This window comes from Streptomyces sp. MP131-18, assembly GCF_001984575.1.
In the GTDB taxonomy this organism is placed as follows: Bacteria; Actinomycetota; Actinomycetes; order Streptomycetales; family Streptomycetaceae; genus Streptomyces; species Streptomyces johnsoniae.
The window spans coordinates 165,812-183,592 of the sequence record NZ_LZNS01000001.1 but is presented as its reverse complement, the minus strand read 5'-3'; the positions used below and the strand labels follow the sequence as shown (position 1 = coordinate 183,592).

The 17,781-nt window shown below is 72.7% G+C and carries 33 protein-coding genes; 30 read left to right on the top strand and 3 right to left on the bottom strand.

The annotated features are described in order from the left end of the window. Window positions 1-197: 197 nt before the first annotated feature. The 3 genes from STBA_RS01030 (at window position 198) to STBA_RS01025 (ending at window position 1,545) form a co-directional block, all read left to right on the top strand. Window positions 198-650: a hypothetical protein gene (locus STBA_RS01030; protein ID WP_077057432.1), complete on the top strand. Its 453-nt coding sequence runs from the start codon at window positions 198-200 to the stop codon at window positions 648-650. A 71-nt stretch (window positions 651-721) separates the two neighbouring features. Beyond that, window positions 722-847, top strand: coding sequence for a hypothetical protein (locus STBA_RS39200; protein WP_290443660.1), 126 nt, complete (start codon window positions 722-724; stop codon window positions 845-847). A gap of 8 nt (window positions 848-855) precedes the next feature. Next, window positions 856-1,545, top strand: a complete 690-nt coding sequence (locus STBA_RS01025; protein WP_077057431.1) for a site-specific integrase — start codon at window positions 856-858, stop codon at window positions 1,543-1,545. 180 nt (window positions 1,546-1,725) lie between these two features. On the opposite strand, the gene STBA_RS01020 is transcribed toward STBA_RS01025, so the two are convergent. The 3 genes from STBA_RS01020 to STBA_RS01010 form a co-directional block, all read right to left on the bottom strand. Then, window positions 1,726-3,360, bottom strand: a complete 1,635-nt coding sequence (locus STBA_RS01020) for a LacI family DNA-binding transcriptional regulator (RefSeq protein ID WP_077057430.1) — start codon at window positions 3,358-3,360, stop codon at window positions 1,726-1,728. 74 nt (window positions 3,361-3,434) lie between these two features. Then, window positions 3,435-3,635 (bottom strand): hypothetical protein, encoded by a 201-nt coding sequence (locus STBA_RS01015; RefSeq protein ID WP_077057429.1) that lies wholly within the window; start codon window positions 3,633-3,635, stop codon window positions 3,435-3,437. 107 nt (window positions 3,636-3,742) lie between these two features. Next, window positions 3,743-4,237: a helix-turn-helix transcriptional regulator gene (locus STBA_RS01010; RefSeq protein ID WP_077057428.1), complete on the bottom strand. Its 495-nt coding sequence runs from the start codon at window positions 4,235-4,237 to the stop codon at window positions 3,743-3,745. A 203-nt stretch (window positions 4,238-4,440) separates the two neighbouring features. On the opposite strand from STBA_RS01010, the gene STBA_RS39390 reads away from it, so the two are divergent. The 27 genes from STBA_RS39390 to STBA_RS00880 all read left to right on the top strand — a co-directional run bounded on the left by STBA_RS39390 (window position 4,441) and on the right by STBA_RS00880 (window position 17,781). Continuing rightward, the gene (locus tag STBA_RS39390) at window positions 4,441-4,710 is read left to right on the top strand and encodes a helix-turn-helix transcriptional regulator (protein ID WP_077057427.1); all 270 of its coding nucleotides are present in this window, start codon (window positions 4,441-4,443) and stop codon (window positions 4,708-4,710) included. Then, window positions 4,643-4,972, top strand: coding sequence for a helix-turn-helix domain-containing protein (locus STBA_RS01000; RefSeq protein ID WP_143659393.1), 330 nt, complete (start codon window positions 4,643-4,645; stop codon window positions 4,970-4,972). The genes STBA_RS39390 and STBA_RS01000 overlap by 68 nt, the downstream gene beginning before the upstream one ends. Before the next feature lie 83 nt (window positions 4,973-5,055). After that, window positions 5,056-5,283 (top strand): hypothetical protein, encoded by a 228-nt coding sequence (locus STBA_RS00995; protein WP_077057425.1) that lies wholly within the window; start codon window positions 5,056-5,058, stop codon window positions 5,281-5,283. After that, a complete protein-coding gene (locus STBA_RS00990; RefSeq protein ID WP_143659392.1) occupies window positions 5,280-5,945 on the top strand; it encodes a hypothetical protein in 666 nt (221 codons plus the stop codon). The genes STBA_RS00995 and STBA_RS00990 overlap by 4 nt, the downstream gene beginning before the upstream one ends. Further along, entirely contained in the window at window positions 5,938-6,303 is a 366-nt protein-coding gene (locus STBA_RS00985; protein ID WP_143659391.1) for a hypothetical protein, read from the top strand. The genes STBA_RS00990 and STBA_RS00985 overlap by 8 nt, the downstream gene beginning before the upstream one ends. Window positions 6,304-6,414: 111 nt before the next feature. Continuing rightward, on the top strand, window positions 6,415-6,579 hold the full coding sequence (locus STBA_RS37525; protein ID WP_171987601.1) for a hypothetical protein: 165 nt from the start codon (window positions 6,415-6,417) through the stop codon (window positions 6,577-6,579). After that, window positions 6,576-7,421 carry a PD-(D/E)XK nuclease-like domain-containing protein gene (locus STBA_RS00975; RefSeq protein WP_253194477.1) on the top strand — a complete coding sequence of 282 codons (846 nt, stop codon included), beginning with the start codon at window positions 6,576-6,578 and terminating at the stop codon, window positions 7,419-7,421. Before STBA_RS37525 ends, STBA_RS00975 begins: the two co-directional genes overlap by 4 nt. Then, window positions 7,418-8,383: an ATP-binding protein gene (locus STBA_RS00970; RefSeq protein WP_077057421.1), complete on the top strand. Its 966-nt coding sequence runs from the start codon at window positions 7,418-7,420 to the stop codon at window positions 8,381-8,383. The genes STBA_RS00975 and STBA_RS00970 overlap by 4 nt, the downstream gene beginning before the upstream one ends. Next, the gene (locus STBA_RS00965; protein WP_253194476.1) at window positions 8,380-8,742 is read left to right on the top strand and encodes a hypothetical protein; all 363 of its coding nucleotides are present in this window, start codon (window positions 8,380-8,382) and stop codon (window positions 8,740-8,742) included. The genes STBA_RS00970 and STBA_RS00965 overlap by 4 nt, the downstream gene beginning before the upstream one ends. A 73-nt stretch (window positions 8,743-8,815) precedes the next feature. After that, entirely contained in the window at window positions 8,816-9,142 is a 327-nt protein-coding gene (locus STBA_RS00960) for a hypothetical protein (RefSeq protein WP_077057420.1), read from the top strand. After that, window positions 9,139-9,357 (top strand): hypothetical protein, encoded by a 219-nt coding sequence (locus STBA_RS00955; RefSeq protein ID WP_143659390.1) that lies wholly within the window; start codon window positions 9,139-9,141, stop codon window positions 9,355-9,357. The genes STBA_RS00960 and STBA_RS00955 overlap by 4 nt, the downstream gene beginning before the upstream one ends. Next, a complete protein-coding gene (locus STBA_RS39195; RefSeq protein ID WP_077057418.1) occupies window positions 9,354-10,160 on the top strand; it encodes a hypothetical protein in 807 nt (268 codons plus the stop codon). The genes STBA_RS00955 and STBA_RS39195 overlap by 4 nt, the downstream gene beginning before the upstream one ends. 67 nt (window positions 10,161-10,227) lie before the next feature. Next, window positions 10,228-10,674, top strand: a complete 447-nt coding sequence (locus tag STBA_RS00945) for a hypothetical protein (protein ID WP_077057417.1) — start codon at window positions 10,228-10,230, stop codon at window positions 10,672-10,674. Continuing rightward, the gene (locus STBA_RS00940) at window positions 10,671-11,042 is read left to right on the top strand and encodes a hypothetical protein (protein WP_077057416.1); all 372 of its coding nucleotides are present in this window, start codon (window positions 10,671-10,673) and stop codon (window positions 11,040-11,042) included. Before STBA_RS00945 ends, STBA_RS00940 begins: the two co-directional genes overlap by 4 nt. After that, on the top strand, window positions 11,039-11,902 hold the full coding sequence (locus STBA_RS36175) for a hypothetical protein (protein ID WP_077057415.1): 864 nt from the start codon (window positions 11,039-11,041) through the stop codon (window positions 11,900-11,902). Before STBA_RS00940 ends, STBA_RS36175 begins: the two co-directional genes overlap by 4 nt. Beyond that, on the top strand, window positions 11,902-12,159 hold the full coding sequence (locus STBA_RS00930) for a WhiB family transcriptional regulator (RefSeq protein WP_077057414.1): 258 nt from the start codon (window positions 11,902-11,904) through the stop codon (window positions 12,157-12,159). The genes STBA_RS36175 and STBA_RS00930 overlap by 1 nt, the downstream gene beginning before the upstream one ends. A gap of 9 nt (window positions 12,160-12,168) precedes the next feature. Next, window positions 12,169-13,047, top strand: a complete 879-nt coding sequence (locus tag STBA_RS00925; RefSeq protein WP_077057413.1) for a hypothetical protein — start codon at window positions 12,169-12,171, stop codon at window positions 13,045-13,047. Beyond that, window positions 13,044-13,589, top strand: a complete 546-nt coding sequence (locus STBA_RS00920) for a hypothetical protein (RefSeq protein ID WP_077057412.1) — start codon at window positions 13,044-13,046, stop codon at window positions 13,587-13,589. The genes STBA_RS00925 and STBA_RS00920 overlap by 4 nt, the downstream gene beginning before the upstream one ends. A gap of 157 nt (window positions 13,590-13,746) precedes the next feature. After that, window positions 13,747-14,100, top strand: a complete 354-nt coding sequence (locus STBA_RS00915; RefSeq protein WP_077057411.1) for a hypothetical protein — start codon at window positions 13,747-13,749, stop codon at window positions 14,098-14,100. After that, window positions 14,097-14,426: a hypothetical protein gene (locus tag STBA_RS00910; RefSeq protein ID WP_077057410.1), complete on the top strand. Its 330-nt coding sequence runs from the start codon at window positions 14,097-14,099 to the stop codon at window positions 14,424-14,426. Before STBA_RS00915 ends, STBA_RS00910 begins: the two co-directional genes overlap by 4 nt. After that, window positions 14,423-14,638: a DUF6011 domain-containing protein gene (locus STBA_RS39385; protein ID WP_366510714.1), complete on the top strand. Its 216-nt coding sequence runs from the start codon at window positions 14,423-14,425 to the stop codon at window positions 14,636-14,638. The genes STBA_RS00910 and STBA_RS39385 overlap by 4 nt, the downstream gene beginning before the upstream one ends. Then, window positions 14,635-15,735 (top strand): phosphoadenosine phosphosulfate reductase family protein, encoded by a 1,101-nt coding sequence (locus STBA_RS00905; RefSeq protein ID WP_143659389.1) that lies wholly within the window; start codon window positions 14,635-14,637, stop codon window positions 15,733-15,735. Before STBA_RS39385 ends, STBA_RS00905 begins: the two co-directional genes overlap by 4 nt. Continuing rightward, entirely contained in the window at window positions 15,732-16,049 is a 318-nt protein-coding gene (locus STBA_RS00900) for a hypothetical protein (RefSeq protein ID WP_077057408.1), read from the top strand. Before STBA_RS00905 ends, STBA_RS00900 begins: the two co-directional genes overlap by 4 nt. After that, window positions 16,046-16,441, top strand: a complete 396-nt coding sequence (locus tag STBA_RS00895) for a hypothetical protein (protein ID WP_077057407.1) — start codon at window positions 16,046-16,048, stop codon at window positions 16,439-16,441. Before STBA_RS00900 ends, STBA_RS00895 begins: the two co-directional genes overlap by 4 nt. Beyond that, on the top strand, window positions 16,441-16,653 hold the full coding sequence (locus STBA_RS00890) for a hypothetical protein (RefSeq protein WP_077057406.1): 213 nt from the start codon (window positions 16,441-16,443) through the stop codon (window positions 16,651-16,653). The genes STBA_RS00895 and STBA_RS00890 overlap by 1 nt, the downstream gene beginning before the upstream one ends. Then, window positions 16,646-16,945, top strand: a complete 300-nt coding sequence (locus STBA_RS00885) for a hypothetical protein (protein WP_077057405.1) — start codon at window positions 16,646-16,648, stop codon at window positions 16,943-16,945. The genes STBA_RS00890 and STBA_RS00885 overlap by 8 nt, the downstream gene beginning before the upstream one ends. After that, window positions 16,942-17,781 carry a hypothetical protein gene (locus STBA_RS00880; protein WP_077057404.1) on the top strand — a complete coding sequence of 280 codons (840 nt, stop codon included), beginning with the start codon at window positions 16,942-16,944 and terminating at the stop codon, window positions 17,779-17,781. Before STBA_RS00885 ends, STBA_RS00880 begins: the two co-directional genes overlap by 4 nt.

The window sequence follows — 17,781 nt, the reverse complement described above, 5'->3', positions numbered from 1 at the left end:
CGCCCAACTCATCATTGTAGCCCAGGACTTCCCGGACGTGTGCTGTCTCTGCAGCTCAGCAGTCGTGCGCAGGAACGGTTCATGGGCATGCGGTGATGGTACAGCTGAGGTATTCGTCCATTTTTGAGGGATTTCGAGTGTGGGATGATCTTCCCGATCGGTCAGCGCGTGTGGGCGTTGACGTGAAGAATGGGGCCATGGGTGAGTGGGGAATCGCACTGATCGCGGCGGGGGCGGCGCTCGCGGGCAGCTTGATCACCGGTTGGTTCTCGCGCGCCGCGGGCAGCCGGCAGGCCGAGGCGGCGCGCCACGCGGGGGACCGCCAGGCCGACGCGCTGCTCGAGACGGTGCGGATGACCCTGCGAGAACAGCGGGACGCGCGCGTACAGGACGTGCGGCGGCAGACGTATGTGCGGTTCCTCGAGGCCGCGGAGGGCGCGATTCTGGCGCGGCGAACAGGCGACGGGCAGGCGAGTGCCCGCGCCGACCTTCAGCAGGCCCTCGGCGCGGTAGACCTTGAAGGGCCGGACGCCGTCGCCGGAGCGGCACGGGGGTTCCTCAACGGCCTGCGCGCCAACGAAGCGCTGGGGGACCTCGGGCGGGCGCGGGAAGCCTTTGTCGACGCCGCCCGGTCGGCCCTCCACATCTGAAGGCGGTCAACGGCGAGCAACGGGGGACTCTATGAGCGAGGCGCTCGTCCCATCCCACCAAGGACCTCGGCGTGCGTCCCGAGGCAGAGAAGCAGCTGCAGAAGCTGTCGGAGGAGGACGTCGAGGGCCTGGTCGACTGGATGCTGACCTCCGGGCGGGTCCGGGGCGGGAAGCCGGGCACGGGCCTGGGGATCTGATCCGTTCGGTGCGGCTGACGCTCGGCCGCCTTCGGGCGGCGCTGAACATGGCCGTGCGGCGGCAGCTGGTGGCGCGCGATCTGGCCCAGTACGTCACGATCCCGCGCCACGCGCGGGAGGCAGCGGCGGCGGCGAAGGTGAAGCGGGTGCCGTTCCTGCGGCACATCGCGACCGACCGGCTGTACGCCCCCATGCGACTGCGGTCGGCCGAGGTCCGCGGCATGCGCTGGACGGACGTCGACCTGGACACCGGGACCATCACGGTGGCGATCACGCGTACCAGCGTGGAGCGCAAGGTGGTGGAGAAGGCCCCGAAGACCGAGGCGGGCCGGCGGACCCTCCCGCTCCCGCAGGTGGTGCTTGCGGCGCTGCAGGATCTCCGACGCGTGCAGCGCCGGGAGCGCATGGCGTCGGGCCGGGGCGTGGCGGACGAGCTGGGCGGGGCGGTGAAGACCCGACTGGCTCCGGCGCCGCTGTTACACGCTGGTGGAAGGAGCGGGCTGCGGCGGGTGCGGCCCTACGATGCGCGGCACGCCTGCCTGACATGGCTGGCCGCCTCCGGAGTGCCGGATGTCGTGGTCTCGGCCTGGGCCGGGCGCGCGGACCTGTCGTTCACCAAGCGGGTCTACGTCCACCCGAGCGTGGAGCACCTGCGCCCGGCGGCCGAGCGGATGGATGAGGTGCTGCGGCGGCGGTGAGAGGCGCTGGGCGCCGGATCGTCGTTTGTGAGGGATTGTGAGAGGCCGGGCCTGCGGGCATGAGAAGGGCCCTGCCTCACTTGTGTGAGACAGGGCCCTGATCTGCGACGGAACCATATGTTCCTGTCGGGACGGCGGGATTTGAACCCACGACCCCTTGACCCCCAGTCAAGGCCGAAGCTAAGGAACCGCGCTGGTCACGGCAATGCCGGCGGCTTTACGGCCGCGCTGGGGAGGAGGCTGGGAGACGATCTTGGAATTTCGGGCGGCCTCGCGCTCCCGCAGCAGTCGCTCCAGAGCCGGCACCGGGGACGTCGGCCACATCGCGAGCCGGGCGACCAGCGACGTCTCCCACAACTCCGTCAGCCCGGCGACGAGCGCCTGGCGCATCGGCGCCGTCACATGAGAGTAGCGCGCGGACATCGACGAGTCAGCATGCCCCATACGCTCATCCATCAGAACCTTCGGGGTGCCGAGCTGCTCCATCAGCGCGCGGTGGGCGTGCCGCCGGCCGTGGCGCGTCATGCCCGTCTGGATCGGTGCCCACGAAGCGGTCGCCCTTGCGGCGGCACCCCGACCGCGAGCTGGCACACCGGGCCATGGCTCGGCCAGCAGCGGCACCGGACGGGCGTCCCGCGGCGCCTTCTTCGGGTACCAGCCGGATACTGCTGGGGTCCAGATCCATGCCGCGTGCCCTGAGCGCCGCCAATGCGCGGCCTCCGGGCCACCAGCTCCGCCCGGGGCGTAGCCGAGGTCCGCGATGGCCTGCTCCACGCGCTGGCGGGTCGCCGCTCGCACACGATCGGGCCGGTTGAGCACATTCGACACGGTGCCGGTTGACACGCTCGCAGCGCGCGCCACGGTCGCCAGCGAAGGCCTCTCGACGCCCCGACCCGCACGCCCGCGGTACACGTAGCGCAGGCCGTGGCAGGCGCAGGGGCTGGGGGAGCGGGCGATCTGCTCGCGCAGCAGGCGCGTGAGGAACCGCGGTGAGTCGATGGTCCGGTAGCTGTCGTCCTTCGGGGGGCAGCGCACCAGCTCACCGCTGTCCAGCTCGTACAGCTGCCACTCGATCTGGATGGATTCCTCCCGGACATACTCGGGCTCCAGACCGACACCCTCACCCCACCGCATCCCGGTGTAGCCGGTCATGACGGTTTCCACGAACTCGTCGTCCCGGCCAGCGAGGATCGCTGCGCGCTCGGCGATCAACAGGAGCCCCAGGGCGGTCGTAATCTTCCGCTCCGGGCCGCGAGCCGTCGAGCGGCCGGCGCGCCGGCCGCGGTTCCGTCGCTTCTTCGCCGGGTTCGTCGTGCGCAGACTCTGCTCTACGGCGTCCTCAAGGATGAGGTGCAGCACGCGCCGGTATGTGCCAGCACTTGATCCCGCCCCCCGCTGCTTCTCCCTCTTCTCCCAGGCGTCGATCGCCGCCCCGTCGATGTCGGCGATCGGGTCATCGGCGAAGTCGGTGTCGAGGATGCGCTTGATGTAGTGGCCGTAGCTCTGCTCGCTCGACGCCGCGAGATCCTGGGCCGCCAGCCACCCTTCGTCCACGCCGGTGCCGCCAGGGCCAAGGATGAACGCCCGCAGGGTGGTGCGCTCGACCTCTGGGGCCACCCAACGCCCGCGGCCGGCGGCCGCGTTCGCTTCGTGCTCGGCCTCGCGGGCCTCCCTGAGGGCGATCCGCTTGGTCGGGTACCTCACCGCGCGCCCATCACTGCCGAGGACCGTGCCGTACTTGCCATCGGGGCGCTTGTAGCGGCCCCGGTAGTACGTCACTCCGTCACGGCCGACACGCTGCTCTGTGAACGCCATATGACCTCGTCGTCCGACCCGGGCCTGCGTGTCGCCCCGGATGGGGCGGTGGGGGTACGCAGGCGTCGGGGGTGTCAGGCAGCCGTCAGGATCGGCGGCTGCCGCTCGTAAAACCCCTGCGATGTGTTCGCTGCCCACACCGCGGCCATCAACTCGGCTACATCCTCGGCCGTCAGGTCGTCTCGTAGCCACATGATGACCGACCCCGGCTGGTCGTCGATGATGCATGACGCGCCGCCGGGGAGGTCAGGCACACGGATGGACTGCACCCGCATAGCGCCCCCTTACTACTCACCATTGAGCGGTGGCCCCCCTCGTAGGTGACTGAACTCTTACACATGGCGCTCACTGCGTAAACAACCAGTACATAACTGATGAAACGTCAGGTTGCGGGCGTATCTCCGTCGGGGATGCCGCGGACGGCGCGCTGGATGCGGGTCCACTCGGCCACCTCTTCAGCCGTGACCGCGGAGGCGCTGTCGCCCTTCTTCCATAGAACGAGGACGGTCGACTTAGAGCCCGGCCGAGAGAGGTCGACAACCTCCGTGTCCACGACGTGCCCCTGCTGGAGCTCCTGGCGGACTCGCAGCGGGATGTCGACGGGGAGGACGCTCCCTGGGGCTTGCTCCGGGCTGGACAGCGGAGTCGGGTCGCCGCCGTCGACGATGGAGACTGCGGACCCGGGGGCCCAGCCGAGGGCCCGCTCGATGGCCTTCAGTGACTGTGGTAGGCGCGTGTACGTCCGCGTGCCGGCTTCGAGGTTCTGGATGGTCGATTCGGTAACGCCAGCGGCGTCGGCGAGATCGATCTGCCGCCATCCGCGCGTGGCTCGCGCTTGCCTGATGGCCTCGGCCAGTCGCGCCCAGTCCCTATCCATGGGGCCATCATGCCGCACGTGCAGGCAACGCGCACCTGGCGGTCACCCACTCTGACCAGTATCAACCGGGATTGACTGTTGCCTCATCGTGTGCGCCGTTGCGCCCGTGGTGCGCCCTTGACACCCATCGAGCACCCGCGGAAGACCGAGAAACCCCGAGCAATGCCTGGCGTACACCCATTGATGGGTGTAGCGTCTTTCTCGTGACACCGCACGGGGCCGCAATCAGGGCACTTCGTGAGGCACGTGGACTCAGCCTTGGGCGGATCGCGGACCTCATCGGGCGACACCGGGGCTTCCTGTGCCGGATCGAATCCGGCCAACGGGGAGCGAGCCCGGACACCTTGCACCGCATCGCCACGGCGCTGGACGTCCCAGTCGCCGCCATAACGAGGGAGATGACACATGAACTTGAACACCCCGGACCCGCCGACCTTGCTCACCCTGCTGGAGCGACTGACCGCCGCCCTTGAGGCGCTCGCCGCAGCGACGGAGGCGTCCGACCTGAAGCTGCACACCCCCGCCGAGGCGGCGAAACTCCTCGGCAAAACCGAGAACTGGGTCGTCGAGGCGATCCAGGAGAACAGGATTCCGCGGACCTACGTCGGCAAGTCGCCGCGGCTCACCCCGGACCACATCAGGGCCATCGCCGCCGAGGGCGAGGTCACGCCGTCCCGCTTCACGCGCAAGGCCGCTACCAAGCCGCGGATGAAGCGCGTCCCCGCCGCCGCCTGAGCGCCCCTATGGCCAGCACCGGCCTGAGACACCGGCGCCGACCGAGCCACAGCACCACCCACCCAGCTACGAGAGGAGGAGCCGTGACGGCTCCATCATCCCAGACCACCGGGCGCACGCCCGATTCTCAGGCCGCGGTCGGCGCCAACCCGACCAGCCGCCCGCGCCGCTCGTCCGCTGGGACGCGCCGCCGGAAGGCCCGCGCTGCCGACCTGGCCGCGGGGCGCCTGCTGGAGCAGCGGCATCAGCTGGACCCGACCGACGCGGCGTACCGGCACCTCGCCACCCCGGGCACGGAGGTGGCGGCATGAGCGCCCCGTTGACGCCGGATGCGGCGATGGCCCGTCTGCGGCAGTACGAGGAGCGCCCGGCGCCGACGTGGTCGACGGCGTCCTACGGGGGCAGCGCGGCGGAGGCCACGCTGGCCAAGATCGGGCGCACGCTGGCCGACGAGGTCGGCCACCTGCGGGTGGCGTTGCGTGAGGCATGCGACCAGATCGGCGGACTGCACGCCCGCGTCGCCGAGCTGGCCGCCCGCCCCACCCGCGCCGACGTGCTGCGGGCCGAGGCGGCCTGGCTGGAGGAGATCGCCACCCCGATCACCCGGGAGCGGTCCGAGCACGAGCGCGGCCAGATGTACGCCGCCCGGCGCCTGCGTGAGCGAGCCGACGAGGCCGACGCCGACAGCGCCCCGTTGAGCTCGCCGGGGCGCCGGGCCGTGGCCGGGCTGATGGACGCCACCGAGGCCGAGTCCTGGAACGAGGCACACCCGGTCGGCACCCGCGTGGTGGCGTACCCGGGGTGCCGCCCGGAGGATGACCCGAAGGGCGAGCGGCTCGACACCGTGACGCGCTCCCAGGCGTGGGTCCTCGGCGGCCACACCCCCGTGGTGATGATCGACGGCCACTCCGCCGCGATCGCCCTCACCCACGTCGACCCCGCCGACACCGAGGCGGGTGAGGGCCGTGGCTGAGGTGTACAGCACCACCCGCCGCCCAGACCCCGCCGAGGTGCGCCAGCTGATCCGCCGGGCGGCCGACGCCATCACGACGCACGGCTGGACCCAGGGCTGCTGGAGCACCACTGACGGCCGCCTGGATCTCCAGGGCGCCCTGTACCTGGCCGCCTATGGCGTCCCGATCGAGGTGGGCGGCAGGCCGGAGTCCGCCGTGCTCGCCGAGGCGAGCGTGGCTGTACGGCACAGGATCGGCTCCCCGCTGCCGCCCCACATCGAGCCGTGGAACGACGAGCCGGGCCGCACCCGGAGCGAGGTGCTGGCCGTGCTGACAGCGGCGGCCCGCGCCATCGCCGGGGGTGAGGGCCGTGGGTGACGACCGCGTGAGCTGCGCGCACGGGTACGTCCTCATGCAGGACTCATGCCCCGGATGCGACGCCGAGGCCGAGCAGCAGCACCCCGCCGACATGGTGACTGTGCACCCGTCGTGGATGAAGCGGGCCGTGCGGCGCTGCCGACGCTGCTCCGGCACGTTGCGGGCCCGCGTCCACCGAGGCGGTGCGCAGTGATCGTGCTGCTGATGTTCGCCGCCGTCGCCATCGCGCTCGCCGCCATGGTCGCCGCCCTCAACCACACCTGGGGGCCGAAGTGAACAACCCCGACATCGTGCCAGGCATCTACGACATCCCCGCCGAGCAGTACCACGCCGACCCGGTACCCGGCGGCTCCCTGTCCTCCACCGGCGCCCGCACCCTGCTCAAGGCCCCGGCAAAGTTCGCCCACGACCGCGACGCTGGCCCTCCGCCTCAGACCGACGCCATGGAGTTCGGCACCGCGGCGCACGCCATCGTGCTCGGCGACGGACCGAACATCGTGTGCGTCGACTACGACAGCTGGCGGTCCAAGCCCGCCCAGGCCGAGCGGGCGGAGATCCGCGCCGCCGGCGCGGTGCCGCTACTGCCAGCCGAATACGACCGGGCCCACGCCATGGCCGCAGCCGTCCGGCGCCACCCGCGGGCCGCCGAACTGCTGGCGGTCGGCGAGGCGGAGCAGACATTCATCTGGCGCGACGAGGCCACCGGAGTGTGGTGCCGCTCCCGGGTGGACTGGCTGCCGCCGCTCGGCCCCGACGGGCTGACTATCGCCGACTACAAGACGTGCTCGGACGCCTCGGACGAAGCGATCCAGCAGGCCGTCTACCGGTGGGCCTACCACCAGCAGGCCGACTGGTACCAGGCGGGAGCCCTCGAAGTCCTACGTGTCGAGGCCAAGTTCGAGTTCATCTTTCAGGAAAAGGACGCGCCCTACCTGGTGAACACGGTCCAGCTGCCGCTGGACGCGCTCCAGCTCGGGGCGGCCCGCAACCGCCGGGCTCGCGAGGTCTACGCCGAGTGCACCCGCACCGGCGAGTGGCCGGGCTACAGCGAGACCACCCGCTACCTGTCCCTGCCGCCGTGGGCGGCTGACCGTGACGCACGGGAGTACCTGTCATGACGCTGCCCGCACCGAAGCGCGCCGCCCGACCGGCGCCCGAGCCGGACGAGTTCGGCGACGGCGAGTTCGTGTTCCGCCCGGCGACGAAGGAACAGGCCAAGGCCCGCGTGGCGCTGATGGGCGTCTCCGGGTCCGGGAAGACCTGGACCGGCCTGGCGATGGCCAACGGCCTCGCAGCTGGCGGCCGTCTGGCCGTCATCGACACCGAGCGCGGCTCCGCCAGCAAGTACGTCGGCATCAACGGCGTCCAGTTCGACACGTTGCAGATGTACCGCTACGACCCGCGGGACCTGGTGAAGGCTCTGGCCGCCGCAGCGAAGGCCGGATACGACGCCGTCCTCATCGACAGCCTTAGCCATTTCTGGAAAGGCACCGACGGGACGCTGGAGCAGGTCGACCGGGCCAAGGGGCGGTACGGCAACAACTCCTTCGCGGGCTGGAAGGAGGGCACCCCGATGCAGAACCAGATGATCGACGCCCTCCTCACCTACCCCGGGCACGTCGTCGCCACGATGCGGTCCCACACCGAGTGGGTGCTCCAGGAGAACGAGCGGGGCAAGAAGGAGCCCAAGCAGATGGGCATGCGCGCCGAGCAGCGCAAGGGCGTGGAGTATGAGTTCGACGTGGTCGGCTCGATGGACGTCGACAACACGCTGACGTTCTTGAAGTCCCGCTGCCCCGCCCTCCATAAGCAGATCGTCAAGGAGCCCGACGGCGGCCACGTCGCGAAGCAGCTGCTCGACTGGCTGGAGGACGGCGCCCCGGCGGCGGACCCGGCCGAGTACCTGGATCGGGCGCAGGCGCCGGACGCGACCTACGAGGGGCTGCTGGCCCTGTACGGCGAGGTCGAAGCGCGGGGCCTGCTGGCCTCCCCCTACCTGGACGGCGAGACGCCCACCTCGCTGGGCGAGTTCATCAAGGCCCGCGGCACCGCGCTGAAGCAGACCGGGGGTGCGCGGTGACGGAGGAGGAGTTCGCCCGCGAGTACGGGCCCGAGCTGGCCCGGCTGGAGCTGGCTGCGGTGCTGGCTGAGGCCGCGGTGACGGACCGGCCGCCGCGCCGGCGGTGGTGGCCGCGGCTGCGACTCCAGCGCGCCCACTGGCCCCGCCCGGGGATCGAACTGGCGGAGGTGGCGGACCCGCGGTGCCCGCACTGCGCGGGCGAGGGCGGCTGGGAGTCCGACTACGCCGACGAGCTGGGTGAGTACAGCGGCACGGAGACCGTGCTGTGCGAGTGCTGGAACCCCGGCCGCCGCTGGCTCATCCTGCCCCTCCCGCACCGCCACCGCGGCGGTGGCTACTCCGACGAACCCCCCTTCTGACCCGCTTCACGGTGCCGCCGCCCGGATGACCACAGGCCGGGCGGCGGCACCCCCAACACACCTGGAGACACACATGGACACGATCACTAGCCTCGACCCGGCCGACACGATCGCCCGCTCGCTTGGGGGCGGCCACTACTACGACACCCCGACCCTGGCCCCGGGCGCCGGCGAGGTGCTGGCGCTCGGGCACGACCGGCGCGCTCTGGCCGCCGCCGTGGCCCACGCGCGTGAGGCTGGCGCGGACCTGCACACCCTCACCGTCCACCACCGGTGGGCGACGTTCCGCCTCCCCACGCCGGACGACATCGGTGACTACGACTGGTACTTCGACTGGGACGACGACGAGTACCCGACCGGTACCGCCGTCACGATGCTGACCGCCGGGGCGTCGTCGTGAGGGCGGTGCTCCGCGGCTGCGGCGTGTGCGGCGGCGACATGGAGACGTGCACCTGCGGCATCCCGCGCCGCCCCCTCGCCGCGGCGCTCGCGCTGCTCACCGCCGCGCTGCTGCTGGCCGGGTGCGACACGGCGGCCCACGCCCCGACGCCCACCCCGACCGTCCAGGGCGACGGCGACGACCTCGGCGGCATGACCGGCGGAGGCGCGCGGTGAGCGACCGCCCCCACGGATACGCCCGATACCGCCTCGACGGCTGCCGCTGCTACACCTGCGCCTGGGCCCGCGCCGAATACGACCGGCGCCGCACCATGGCCATCACCGCCGGCACCTGGCAGCCCTGGACGGACGCCGCCCCGGTGCGCGAGCACATCCAGGTGCTCCAGTCCTGCGGCGTCGGCCTGCGCACCATCGCCTCAGCGGCGGGCATCGACCGGAAACGGCTCCAGGCGCTCCTCCGCGGGCGCCCGGAGCGCGGTACCCCGCCTCAGGCGCAGGTGCGGCCCGCGCTCGCCGCCGCGGTCCTCGCGGTCGAGCCCACGCGGGACACGATCGCCCCCGGCACGCCGGTTGTGGCGGTCGGCACGGTCCGCCGTCTCCAGGCGCTCGTCGCCGCCGGATGGCCGCAGGCACACCTCGCCGCGCAGCTCGGCATGACCGGCGCCAACTTCGGGCCCCTCCTGCGGGCGCTCCGGGTGACTGCCGGAACCGCCCGCGCGGTCCGCGACCTCTACGACCGGCTGTGCCTCGCCGACCCGGCCGAGCACGGCGCCAGCCCGGGCGGCATCACCCGCGCCCGCCGCATGGCCGTCGACCGCCGGTGGGCCCCGATGGGCGCCTGGGACGACGACACCATCGACGACCCGGCGCCCGAGCCGGACTGGACCGGGCAGTGCGGCACCCCGTCCGGCTACTACGCCCACCGCACCCACCGCATCCCCGCCTGCGGGCCGTGCCGCGACGCGTACCGCGCCCGCCGCCGCGAGACGGCTGCCCAGCGCGCACTCGCCACCGCCTGACCCCCGGGCCGCCCCCGCCGCCCGCAGCAGCGGGGGCGGCCACCCCGACCATACCGAGGAGCACCAGATGGACGACATCAAGCACAACGCGCATCTCGTCTTCGACATGCTGGCCGCCGCCGTCGCCGACGACACCGCGCGGGCCGCCGATCTACTCCAGCAGATCGGCGAGTCCAGCACCCCCGACCGCATGTACGGCGTGTGCTGCGCTCTCGCCGCCGCCGGGACCAACTCGCTCAGGAGCCTTTACGGGGAGCACGCCCCCGACCTCTCGCGCGGCGACATGTGGGCCATGCAGACCCTCCCGAACGCCGGGCGGGACAGTCAGTCCAGCACGTGGGCCAGCCGCTTCCTCATCGCCTACGCGAACGGCGACAAGGACACCCCCCTTGCCCTGTTCAACGCCTCGGTCAACGACGGCGACCGGCACGTCGACGATGTGGCTTCGCTTCTGATCACCGTCACCGGCATCACCCGCCTCGCCCTCCGCGAGCAGAACGGAGCGGCGTCGTGACCGGCCAGCAGCTCCAGCTCCCCGCCGTCGTGCAGGGCGCGGTGAACCCGGCCGCTGGGGAACGCGCGAAGCAGCGCGGCATGGCCCGCGCCCAGCAGCGCACCGCCCCCTCATGGGCCGCCGCCTGCCAAGCCGCCATAGCCATCATGGCCGCGCGCGGCACCCCGTTCCAGGCCGCCGACCTCGTCCGCGAGGGCCTCGTCGACGAGCCCGCCGACCACCACCAGTGGGGCCCCCAACTCTCCATCGCCGCCCGCTGCGGCATCATCCGCGCCCACGGCTACGCCCCCTCCAAGAGGGCCACCACCAAGGCGTCCGCCTGCCGCCAATGGATCGGCGTCGCCGCCCGGGACGGTGAGGCAGCATGACCACCACCGCCCAACGCGCGCCCAGGAACAAGGGCTTCAGGTCCCCGCTCGCCCCGCACGGCACCACCGCCCGTGCCAAGGGGCGCCCCCAGCAAGGCATCTCCGGCTGCGGATGCGACCGATGTGCCGCCGCGGCCCGCCGCTACGACAAGTGGCGCCGCCTGCGCAACGGCACCGGTGACACCCTCACCGTCCCCGCCGCACCGGCCGCCGAACACCTCCGCGCACTCATGGCCGACGGAGCCGGCTGGACCCAGATCCGGACCGCCCTGAACTGCTCCACGTCCACCATCTCCAACATCCTCAACGGCACCACACCCCGGGTCCGCCGCGCCACCGCCGACAAGATCCTCGCGTTGGAGCTCACCACCGTCCTCGCAGGACGGCGGACCACCGACGCAACCGGCAGCATCCGCCGCGTCCGCGCCCTCCAAGCCGCCGGCCACACATGCAAGATCATCGGCGACACCGCAGGCGTGGACCACACGGTCATCCACGCCCTCGTCAACGCCCGCACGGCTGAGGTATCCCGCTCCGTCGCCGACCGGATCACCACCGCCTACGACCAGCTCGCAACCGCCCCTGGCAGCAACGTGCGCGCCGTGAATCGCGCGGCACGCGGCGGATGGCCCGACCCGACGTGGTGGGAGGACTGGGGCGGCATCGACGACCCTGACGCGCCCGAGAGCGAGCCCGCAGGCGCAACGCCCCGCTACCTGGCGGTCGCCGAGGACGCCGAATGGCTCGAACGCCAGGGCTACACCCGCACCCAGGCCGCGGAGCGCCTCGGCGTCACCCGCGACGGCGTCCAGAAAGCCATCTCCCGCGCACGCAAGCGCCAGCAGCGGGAGGCGGCGTGATGGCCGGCCACTGGGCCGACCGCGCCGCCTGCGGCCAGGTCGACACGGAGCTGTGGTTCGCGGCCGACACCGCGCAGGCGGTCGCGATCTGCGGCCGGTGCCCCGTCCGCCGCGCCTGCCTCGCCGCCGCCATGGCCGAGGAGGCCGGGTGCGGCCCGGACCGCCGGTGGGGCGTCCGCGGCGGCCTCACCCGCCACGACCGCTGGCGCCTCGCCCGCGACCGCGACACCCAATCCACCCCCCAGACGCAGCAGTAGGAGCACCACATGCCGTGGTTCAAGATCGACGACGGGTTCCACTGCCACCCCAAGGTGTTCGCAGCCGGGACTCCCGCGATCGGCCTGTACGTCCGCTGCGGGTCGTGGGCTGCCCAGCAGGCGACCGACGGCGTGGTGCCCAAGCAGATCGCCAGGCTGTACGGCACCCCGCGAATGATCAAGGCGTTGGTGGACGCGGGACTGTGGCACCAGAAGGACCACGACTGCGAGTCGTGCCCCGAACTCGATGCCAACTCGTACTGCATTCATCAGTATCTGGAACGCAATCCGAGTCGAGTTGACGTCGACTTGGCTCGCAAAGCCAAGTCAGAACGACAGCAGCGATGGCGGGATAACAAGAAGAAGACGCAGATCACGCCCCCGGAGCAATCTGAGGTAGACGGGGATGTAGACGCGTCTACGCGCCGTCACGGTGACGCTGCCCCCAACCCAGCCCGTCCCGTCCCCTCCCCTTCTCCTCCTACGGAGGAGAAGAAAGCTAGCCCCGACGGCGCGCCGGATGCCCGTATCGGGGACCGCCCCCGAATCCCTGCGAACTCCCGACCGCTCGTCGACGCCATCGGCGCGGCAGGCATCCGGGGCGTCGGATGGGACCTCGGGACCACCGACTGGTTCGTCGTCGAAGCGCTGATCAAGCGGTGTGGCATCGACGCTCTCGTCGCCTCAGCAGTCGCGTCGGCACAGGGCGCGCGCACCGCTCCCCGGTCGGCCCGCTACTTCCTGCCGGCTTGGAGAGCCCTCCCGGACGCCCCGGCGGCTGGGCGCTCCCCGCTCCCGGCCGCTGTCGGCGCTGCACCCCCACCGCCGAGCCACAACGCATCCGTGATCGCCCGCTTCCGCGCCCGCGCACAGGAGCAGACCTCATGAACCTCGACCAGACCGCCGATCTCCTGGAACTTCTCTCCGCAGCAAACGTCCTCAACCGGCTTGACGACCGCACTCCCGACGTGTGGCACGCCGCCCTGGGTGACCTGCCGTACCGGGACTGCATGGCCGCCGCCGCCGACCTGATCCGCACCCAGCAGTGGGTGAAGATTTCCGACATCCGCAACGCGGTCCGCGAACGCCGCGCTGCCGCCGCCTCGGACTTCGTGGGCCCCGGCCTGTCCGCCGAGGTGCCGGACGCCGACCCGGACGACGTGCCTGCCTACCTCGCCGCCCTGCGCGGGCAGCGTGTCCGCGCCGCCAGCGGGCTTGAGCAGCCGCGCCCGGTCGCCGCGCTCGTCTCCGGGGTCGGCCGGTCGATACCGGCCGAACGGCGCGCGCCCGGGGCGATGTCGGTCGTGTGCCCCCGCTGCCAGACCCCGATCGGGAAGGGCTGCCGCCTCCCGTCCGGACGGCCGCGGACCGCCGGGCCGCACCGCGAGCGCGCGCAGGCTGCCCGGCAGCGCTGGGAGGCCGCCTCGTGACCGCCCCAGCCGCCCCGCGGCGCCCGCGTCCGCCGGGTCTGGACCGCGCCTGCCCGTGGTGCGCAGCCCGCCCCGGCTGGCGCTGCACCGGACGCCGCGGACGCGTGCTCCCCACCAGCCACCCCAGCCGCACCGACACCGAAGGGAAGGCCGCCTCATGACCCGCAGGAAGACCATCGTGCCGTTCGGCACCCACACCACGATCTGCACGCCCTGCCAACGCCACCGGCACCACGCGTGCTGGGCACACACCACCGCCCTCGGCATCGGAGGCGAACCCGGCTGCCCCTGCGGCTGCCACGACCCACTCGACGAGCCATGGCCCACCGACGAGGCCATCGACGACATGGCAGCCGCCGGCACCCTCGCCGACTTCGTGAAGTCGCAGAAGGCATGGGCGCTCGGCTCCGGCCCGATCCACTTCGAGGAGCCGTGCCGACGCTGCGCCGCGAAGCAGGCTGCGCGCACCGGCGTGCAGGGCCGTCTGCCGATCAACGGCGAGACCCCATGACCGCCGTGCAGGCCGCGCTCGGCGACCGCGACAACCCCACACCCACCACCCCCGACACCATCCCCACCGGATGCCACTGGTGGACCGACCCCGACGGCGCCCTCTGCCTCATGCCCGGCTGCATGGCCCGCGTCCAAGACCCCGACGCCGAATGCACCTGCGACAAACTCGGCGCCCGCCTCGAACGCGTCCAACAGCAACTCCGCGACCTACGCGAACAGCAGCACTACGCCGACACCTGGTGGCACGCACTCCGCGCCGCAGTCGACGCCCACCCCGACGCCGCGACCCTCATCGCCGACACCCGCCGAAAGGCCGGCCGATGACCGCCGCCGCCGTGTGCCGTGTGTGCAGGCACCCCCTTCGCGCCCCAGCGTCCCGCGCCGCCGGCATCGGCCCCATCTGCCGCCGCAACACCGCCCCGCAGCCCGCGGCGGTCGCGGCGGTGGCCGTGTCGGACGGCGCCCACGGCCGCGTGACCGGACAGACCGCGATCCCCCTCCAGCCCCAGCTACCGACAGGAGACCCGACCCCATGACCGCTCGAAGCCCCCGCCGGGCGCCCGGGGACATGTTCCCCGGCATGCCCGATGTGCTCGCCAAGAAGCCGCCCAAGGCCGGGGAGAGCGAGCACGAGGCCCGCACCCTGGACGAGGCCATCGGGCGCAGCTACGAAATCCTCGACGAGGCCCTCGCCCGCTTCCGGGAGGCCGCCGGGGTGTTCTGGCTGTTCTCCGGCGGCAACGACTCCGTCGTCGTCGGCCACCTCCTGCGCGGCCGGTACGACGCGGTGCTCCACGTCAACACCGGCACCGGTATCCCGGACACCACCCAGCACGTCCGCGAGGTCGCCGACGCCTGGGGCGACACCCTCCACGTCCTCCAGCCGCGCAACCGCTACGAGGACCTGGTCATGGGCCGGGTCATCGCCTCCACCGGCCCCAACGCCGGCGTGCGGCCCGTCTGGAAGGGCTTCCCGGGCCCGGCCGGGCACAAGGTGATGTACCGCCACCTCAAGGACCAGCCGCTCATGGCGTTCCGCAACTCCGTGCTCGGCGACCAGCGGCGACTGCCCCGCGCCGAGCGCCGCCGGATCATCTACCTCGGCGGGATGCGCTGGGACGAGACGGACCGCCGGTTCCGCAACGCCGAGGCGATCGACCCAGCCGGGTCCATCGTGTGGGTCTCGCCGCTGGTGCACTGGACCGACGCCCACATGCGCGAGTACCGCGCCCGCCACCGCTGCCAGGAACAGCACGACCACGCCGAGCACCGGCTGTGCACGCCGGATGCGCTGCCCCTCAATCCCGTCACCGAGCACCTGCACATGTCGGGCGAGTGCCTGTGCGGGGCCTACGCCAAGCCAGGAGAGCTGGACGAGGTCGAGTTCTTCTACCCGGAGGTCGCCGCCCGGCTGCGGGCGCTGGAGGCCGAAGCGGAGGCGGCGGGCGAACGGCGCTGCCGCTGGGGCCGAAAGGACCCCGCCGGCGCCACCGACACCGCGCCCGCCGGGCGCCTGTGCTCTTCCTGCGTCGCCCCCCTGCCCGGGCAGGGCGACATCACCGACGACTGGCTCACCTCCGGCCTGATCACCCCCGAGCAGCACGCCGAGTTGAACCAGACCGCCACCCCGTGACCACCACGCAGGACGCCCGGGCCGCAGCAACCGGCCCGGGCGCCCCGACAGCACACCACACCACCGACCTGGAGGACCAGATGAGCACCACCCCCGCCCGGGCCGAGCGCGCGGCCCGCGCTGCCGAGGCCGCCGCCCGGAACGTGCCCAACAACCCGCGCCCGCTGTGCACCTCGTTCGTCGAGCAGCCGGAGCCGTCCGCTTTCTGGTGCGGCCGGTGCCACTGGAACCGGCCGATGCACGACTCGGACGTCGAGCGCGCCGCGATCGCTGCCGAACTGGAGCGCCTGACCGCCGCCGGGGGTGCCCGGTGAGCGCCCCCGCCCGTATCCAGCCGACCCGCTACGAGGTCAACTGCCTGCCCGAGGACGACATCAACGGCCACTCCTTCGCGCTCGCCGTGGAGTACCGCGGCCGGGACCGGTGGGCCGTCGTCCGCCACGGCCAGTGTCTCGGCGCCGACGGCACCTGGTCCTACGAGTCGGTCCCATCCGAGCGCACCGACGAGTGGCTCGACCATCACCGCTTCGACCTCGGCACCGCGCTGCGCCTGGCGCTCGCCGCCGCGCCGTCGGTGACGGTCAACGGCTGGACCGTCGCGGATGCGCTCGCGATGCACGCCGCGACCACCGACGAGGAGCGCGACGCCGTGTGGGCCACGATCCGCGCCCGGCACCGCGCCGCCCACGCCGGGGGTGAGGCGTGATGGCCGGCCCGTCCAGCGCCCCGCGTGGTGAGCGCCCCGGTACCCCCGGCGCCGCGTGGGAGACCCAGCTCGTACTCGGCGGCGAGGAGCTGCTGCCCGACGGCGTCGAGCCGCCCCGCGCGAACCGCCGAGCACGCCGAGCAGCCAAGCGCGCCGCGCGCCGCACCGCCGCCCTGCCCGCCCCCGCCACCGAGGAGAACCGCCGTGCCTGACGTCCTGCCGGACTACCTCGTCCGCTACCTGGAACAGCGCGCCCAGCAACGCGCCGACGCCATCAACAACGTCCTCGCCCGGCTCACCGACCGCGAGCGGGCCCTCATCCGGGACGCCGCCGTCATGGGCTACGTCCAGGGGCGCCGCCACCCGGAGGGCGATCCGCACCCCAAGGACGGCGATGTGCTGACCCAGGTGATCGACGCCTGTTTCTCGTTCGCCGACCTGTACCCCGCCATCAACGCCGTGGCTGCCGGGGCGCCGACCGCCACCGAGGAGACCGACCGATGACCGAGCCCACGCCCGCCGAAACCCTCACCGCCGCCGCCGAGCGGCTGGAGACGGCGGCCACCTCCGCGCACCGCGCGTCCCCCGAGCCGTGGACCGTGACCGACGAGCACGTGATCCGCTGCGCCGACGACATGATCGTTGCCGACCGCAGCGGTACCGACGACCCCGCCGAGCGCGCCGACCTGCCGTACATCGCGACCATGCACCCCGGCGTCGGACGCGCGATCGCCGCGTGGCTGCACCGGGCCGCAGGGCGCACGGCCGAGGTGCAGCGGCACCTCGGCGACGAGTTCCAGGACGGCGCACTCGACCAGGACGCCCATGACGCGCTCGCCGTGGCCCGCGCGATCCTCGCCCCCGCCGTGCCGCTCCACGGCCCGCAGGACGCCACCACAGCCACCCACGCAGGCACGGAGACGCCGGACGCGCGTTCGAGGCCGCAGGAGGGCGCACAGGCGATCGAGTGCCGCGAGTGCGGCGACACGGGCGCCTGCGCGGGAGGCCCCTGCGCGATCGCCCCCACCCCGGCCGCCGGGCTGCGCGACCGGATCGAGACCGCGCTCGACGACTTCGACGCCGCCCGCGCCACAGACGCCGTGCTCGCCGCGATCGGACCCGAGCTCACCGCGATCGCCGAGGCCGCCGCGGCGGCCGTCGAGGACCAGCGCGCCCGCGCCGACCGGGCCGAGGCCCAACTGCGCGCCGTCCGCGCCGAACTGGACGCACTCGACAGTGAGGCGCCGTACCTGTCGCCCGTCGCCCGCACCGCCCACACCCAAGCCACCGACCGAATCCGCGCCGAACTCGACGCCACCAACACCCCGAAGGAGCCCTGA

Bases quoted from the DNA above. Each gene is read 5' to 3' on its own strand.
- STBA_RS00905 (WP_143659389.1), top strand. From the start codon at position 14,635: ATGACCGCTCGAAGCCCCCGCCGGGCGCCCGGGGACATGTTCCCCGGC.
- STBA_RS36175 (WP_077057415.1), top strand. From the start codon at position 11,039: ATGACCACCACCGCCCAACGCGCGCCCAGGAACAAGGGCTTCAGGTCC.
- STBA_RS01000 (WP_143659393.1), top strand. From the start codon at position 4,643: ATGAACTTGAACACCCCGGACCCGCCGACCTTGCTCACCCTGCTGGAG.
- STBA_RS00915 (WP_077057411.1), top strand. From the start codon at position 13,747: ATGACCCGCAGGAAGACCATCGTGCCGTTCGGCACCCACACCACGATC.
- STBA_RS00960 (WP_077057420.1), top strand. From the start codon at position 8,816: ATGGACACGATCACTAGCCTCGACCCGGCCGACACGATCGCCCGCTCG.
- STBA_RS00925 (WP_077057413.1), top strand. From the start codon at position 12,169: ATGCCGTGGTTCAAGATCGACGACGGGTTCCACTGCCACCCCAAGGTG.
- STBA_RS00890 (WP_077057406.1), top strand. From the start codon at position 16,441: ATGGCCGGCCCGTCCAGCGCCCCGCGTGGTGAGCGCCCCGGTACCCCC.
- STBA_RS00910 (WP_077057410.1), top strand. From the start codon at position 14,097: ATGACCGCCGTGCAGGCCGCGCTCGGCGACCGCGACAACCCCACACCC.
- STBA_RS00880 (WP_077057404.1), top strand. From the start codon at position 16,942: ATGACCGAGCCCACGCCCGCCGAAACCCTCACCGCCGCCGCCGAGCGG.
- STBA_RS00990 (WP_143659392.1), top strand. From the start codon at position 5,280: ATGAGCGCCCCGTTGACGCCGGATGCGGCGATGGCCCGTCTGCGGCAG.
- STBA_RS00970 (WP_077057421.1), top strand. From the start codon at position 7,418: ATGACGCTGCCCGCACCGAAGCGCGCCGCCCGACCGGCGCCCGAGCCG.
- STBA_RS01030 (WP_077057432.1), top strand. From the start codon at position 198: ATGGGTGAGTGGGGAATCGCACTGATCGCGGCGGGGGCGGCGCTCGCG.
- STBA_RS00930 (WP_077057414.1), top strand. From the start codon at position 11,902: ATGGCCGGCCACTGGGCCGACCGCGCCGCCTGCGGCCAGGTCGACACG.
- STBA_RS01015 (WP_077057429.1), bottom strand. From the start codon at position 3,635: ATGCGGGTGCAGTCCATCCGTGTGCCTGACCTCCCCGGCGGCGCGTCA.
- STBA_RS01010 (WP_077057428.1), bottom strand. From the start codon at position 4,237: ATGGATAGGGACTGGGCGCGACTGGCCGAGGCCATCAGGCAAGCGCGA.
- STBA_RS39385 (WP_366510714.1), top strand. From the start codon at position 14,423: ATGACCGCCGCCGCCGTGTGCCGTGTGTGCAGGCACCCCCTTCGCGCC.
- STBA_RS01020 (WP_077057430.1), bottom strand. From the start codon at position 3,360: ATGGCGTTCACAGAGCAGCGTGTCGGCCGTGACGGAGTGACGTACTAC.
- STBA_RS00920 (WP_077057412.1), top strand. From the start codon at position 13,044: ATGAACCTCGACCAGACCGCCGATCTCCTGGAACTTCTCTCCGCAGCA.
- STBA_RS00945 (WP_077057417.1), top strand. From the start codon at position 10,228: ATGGACGACATCAAGCACAACGCGCATCTCGTCTTCGACATGCTGGCC.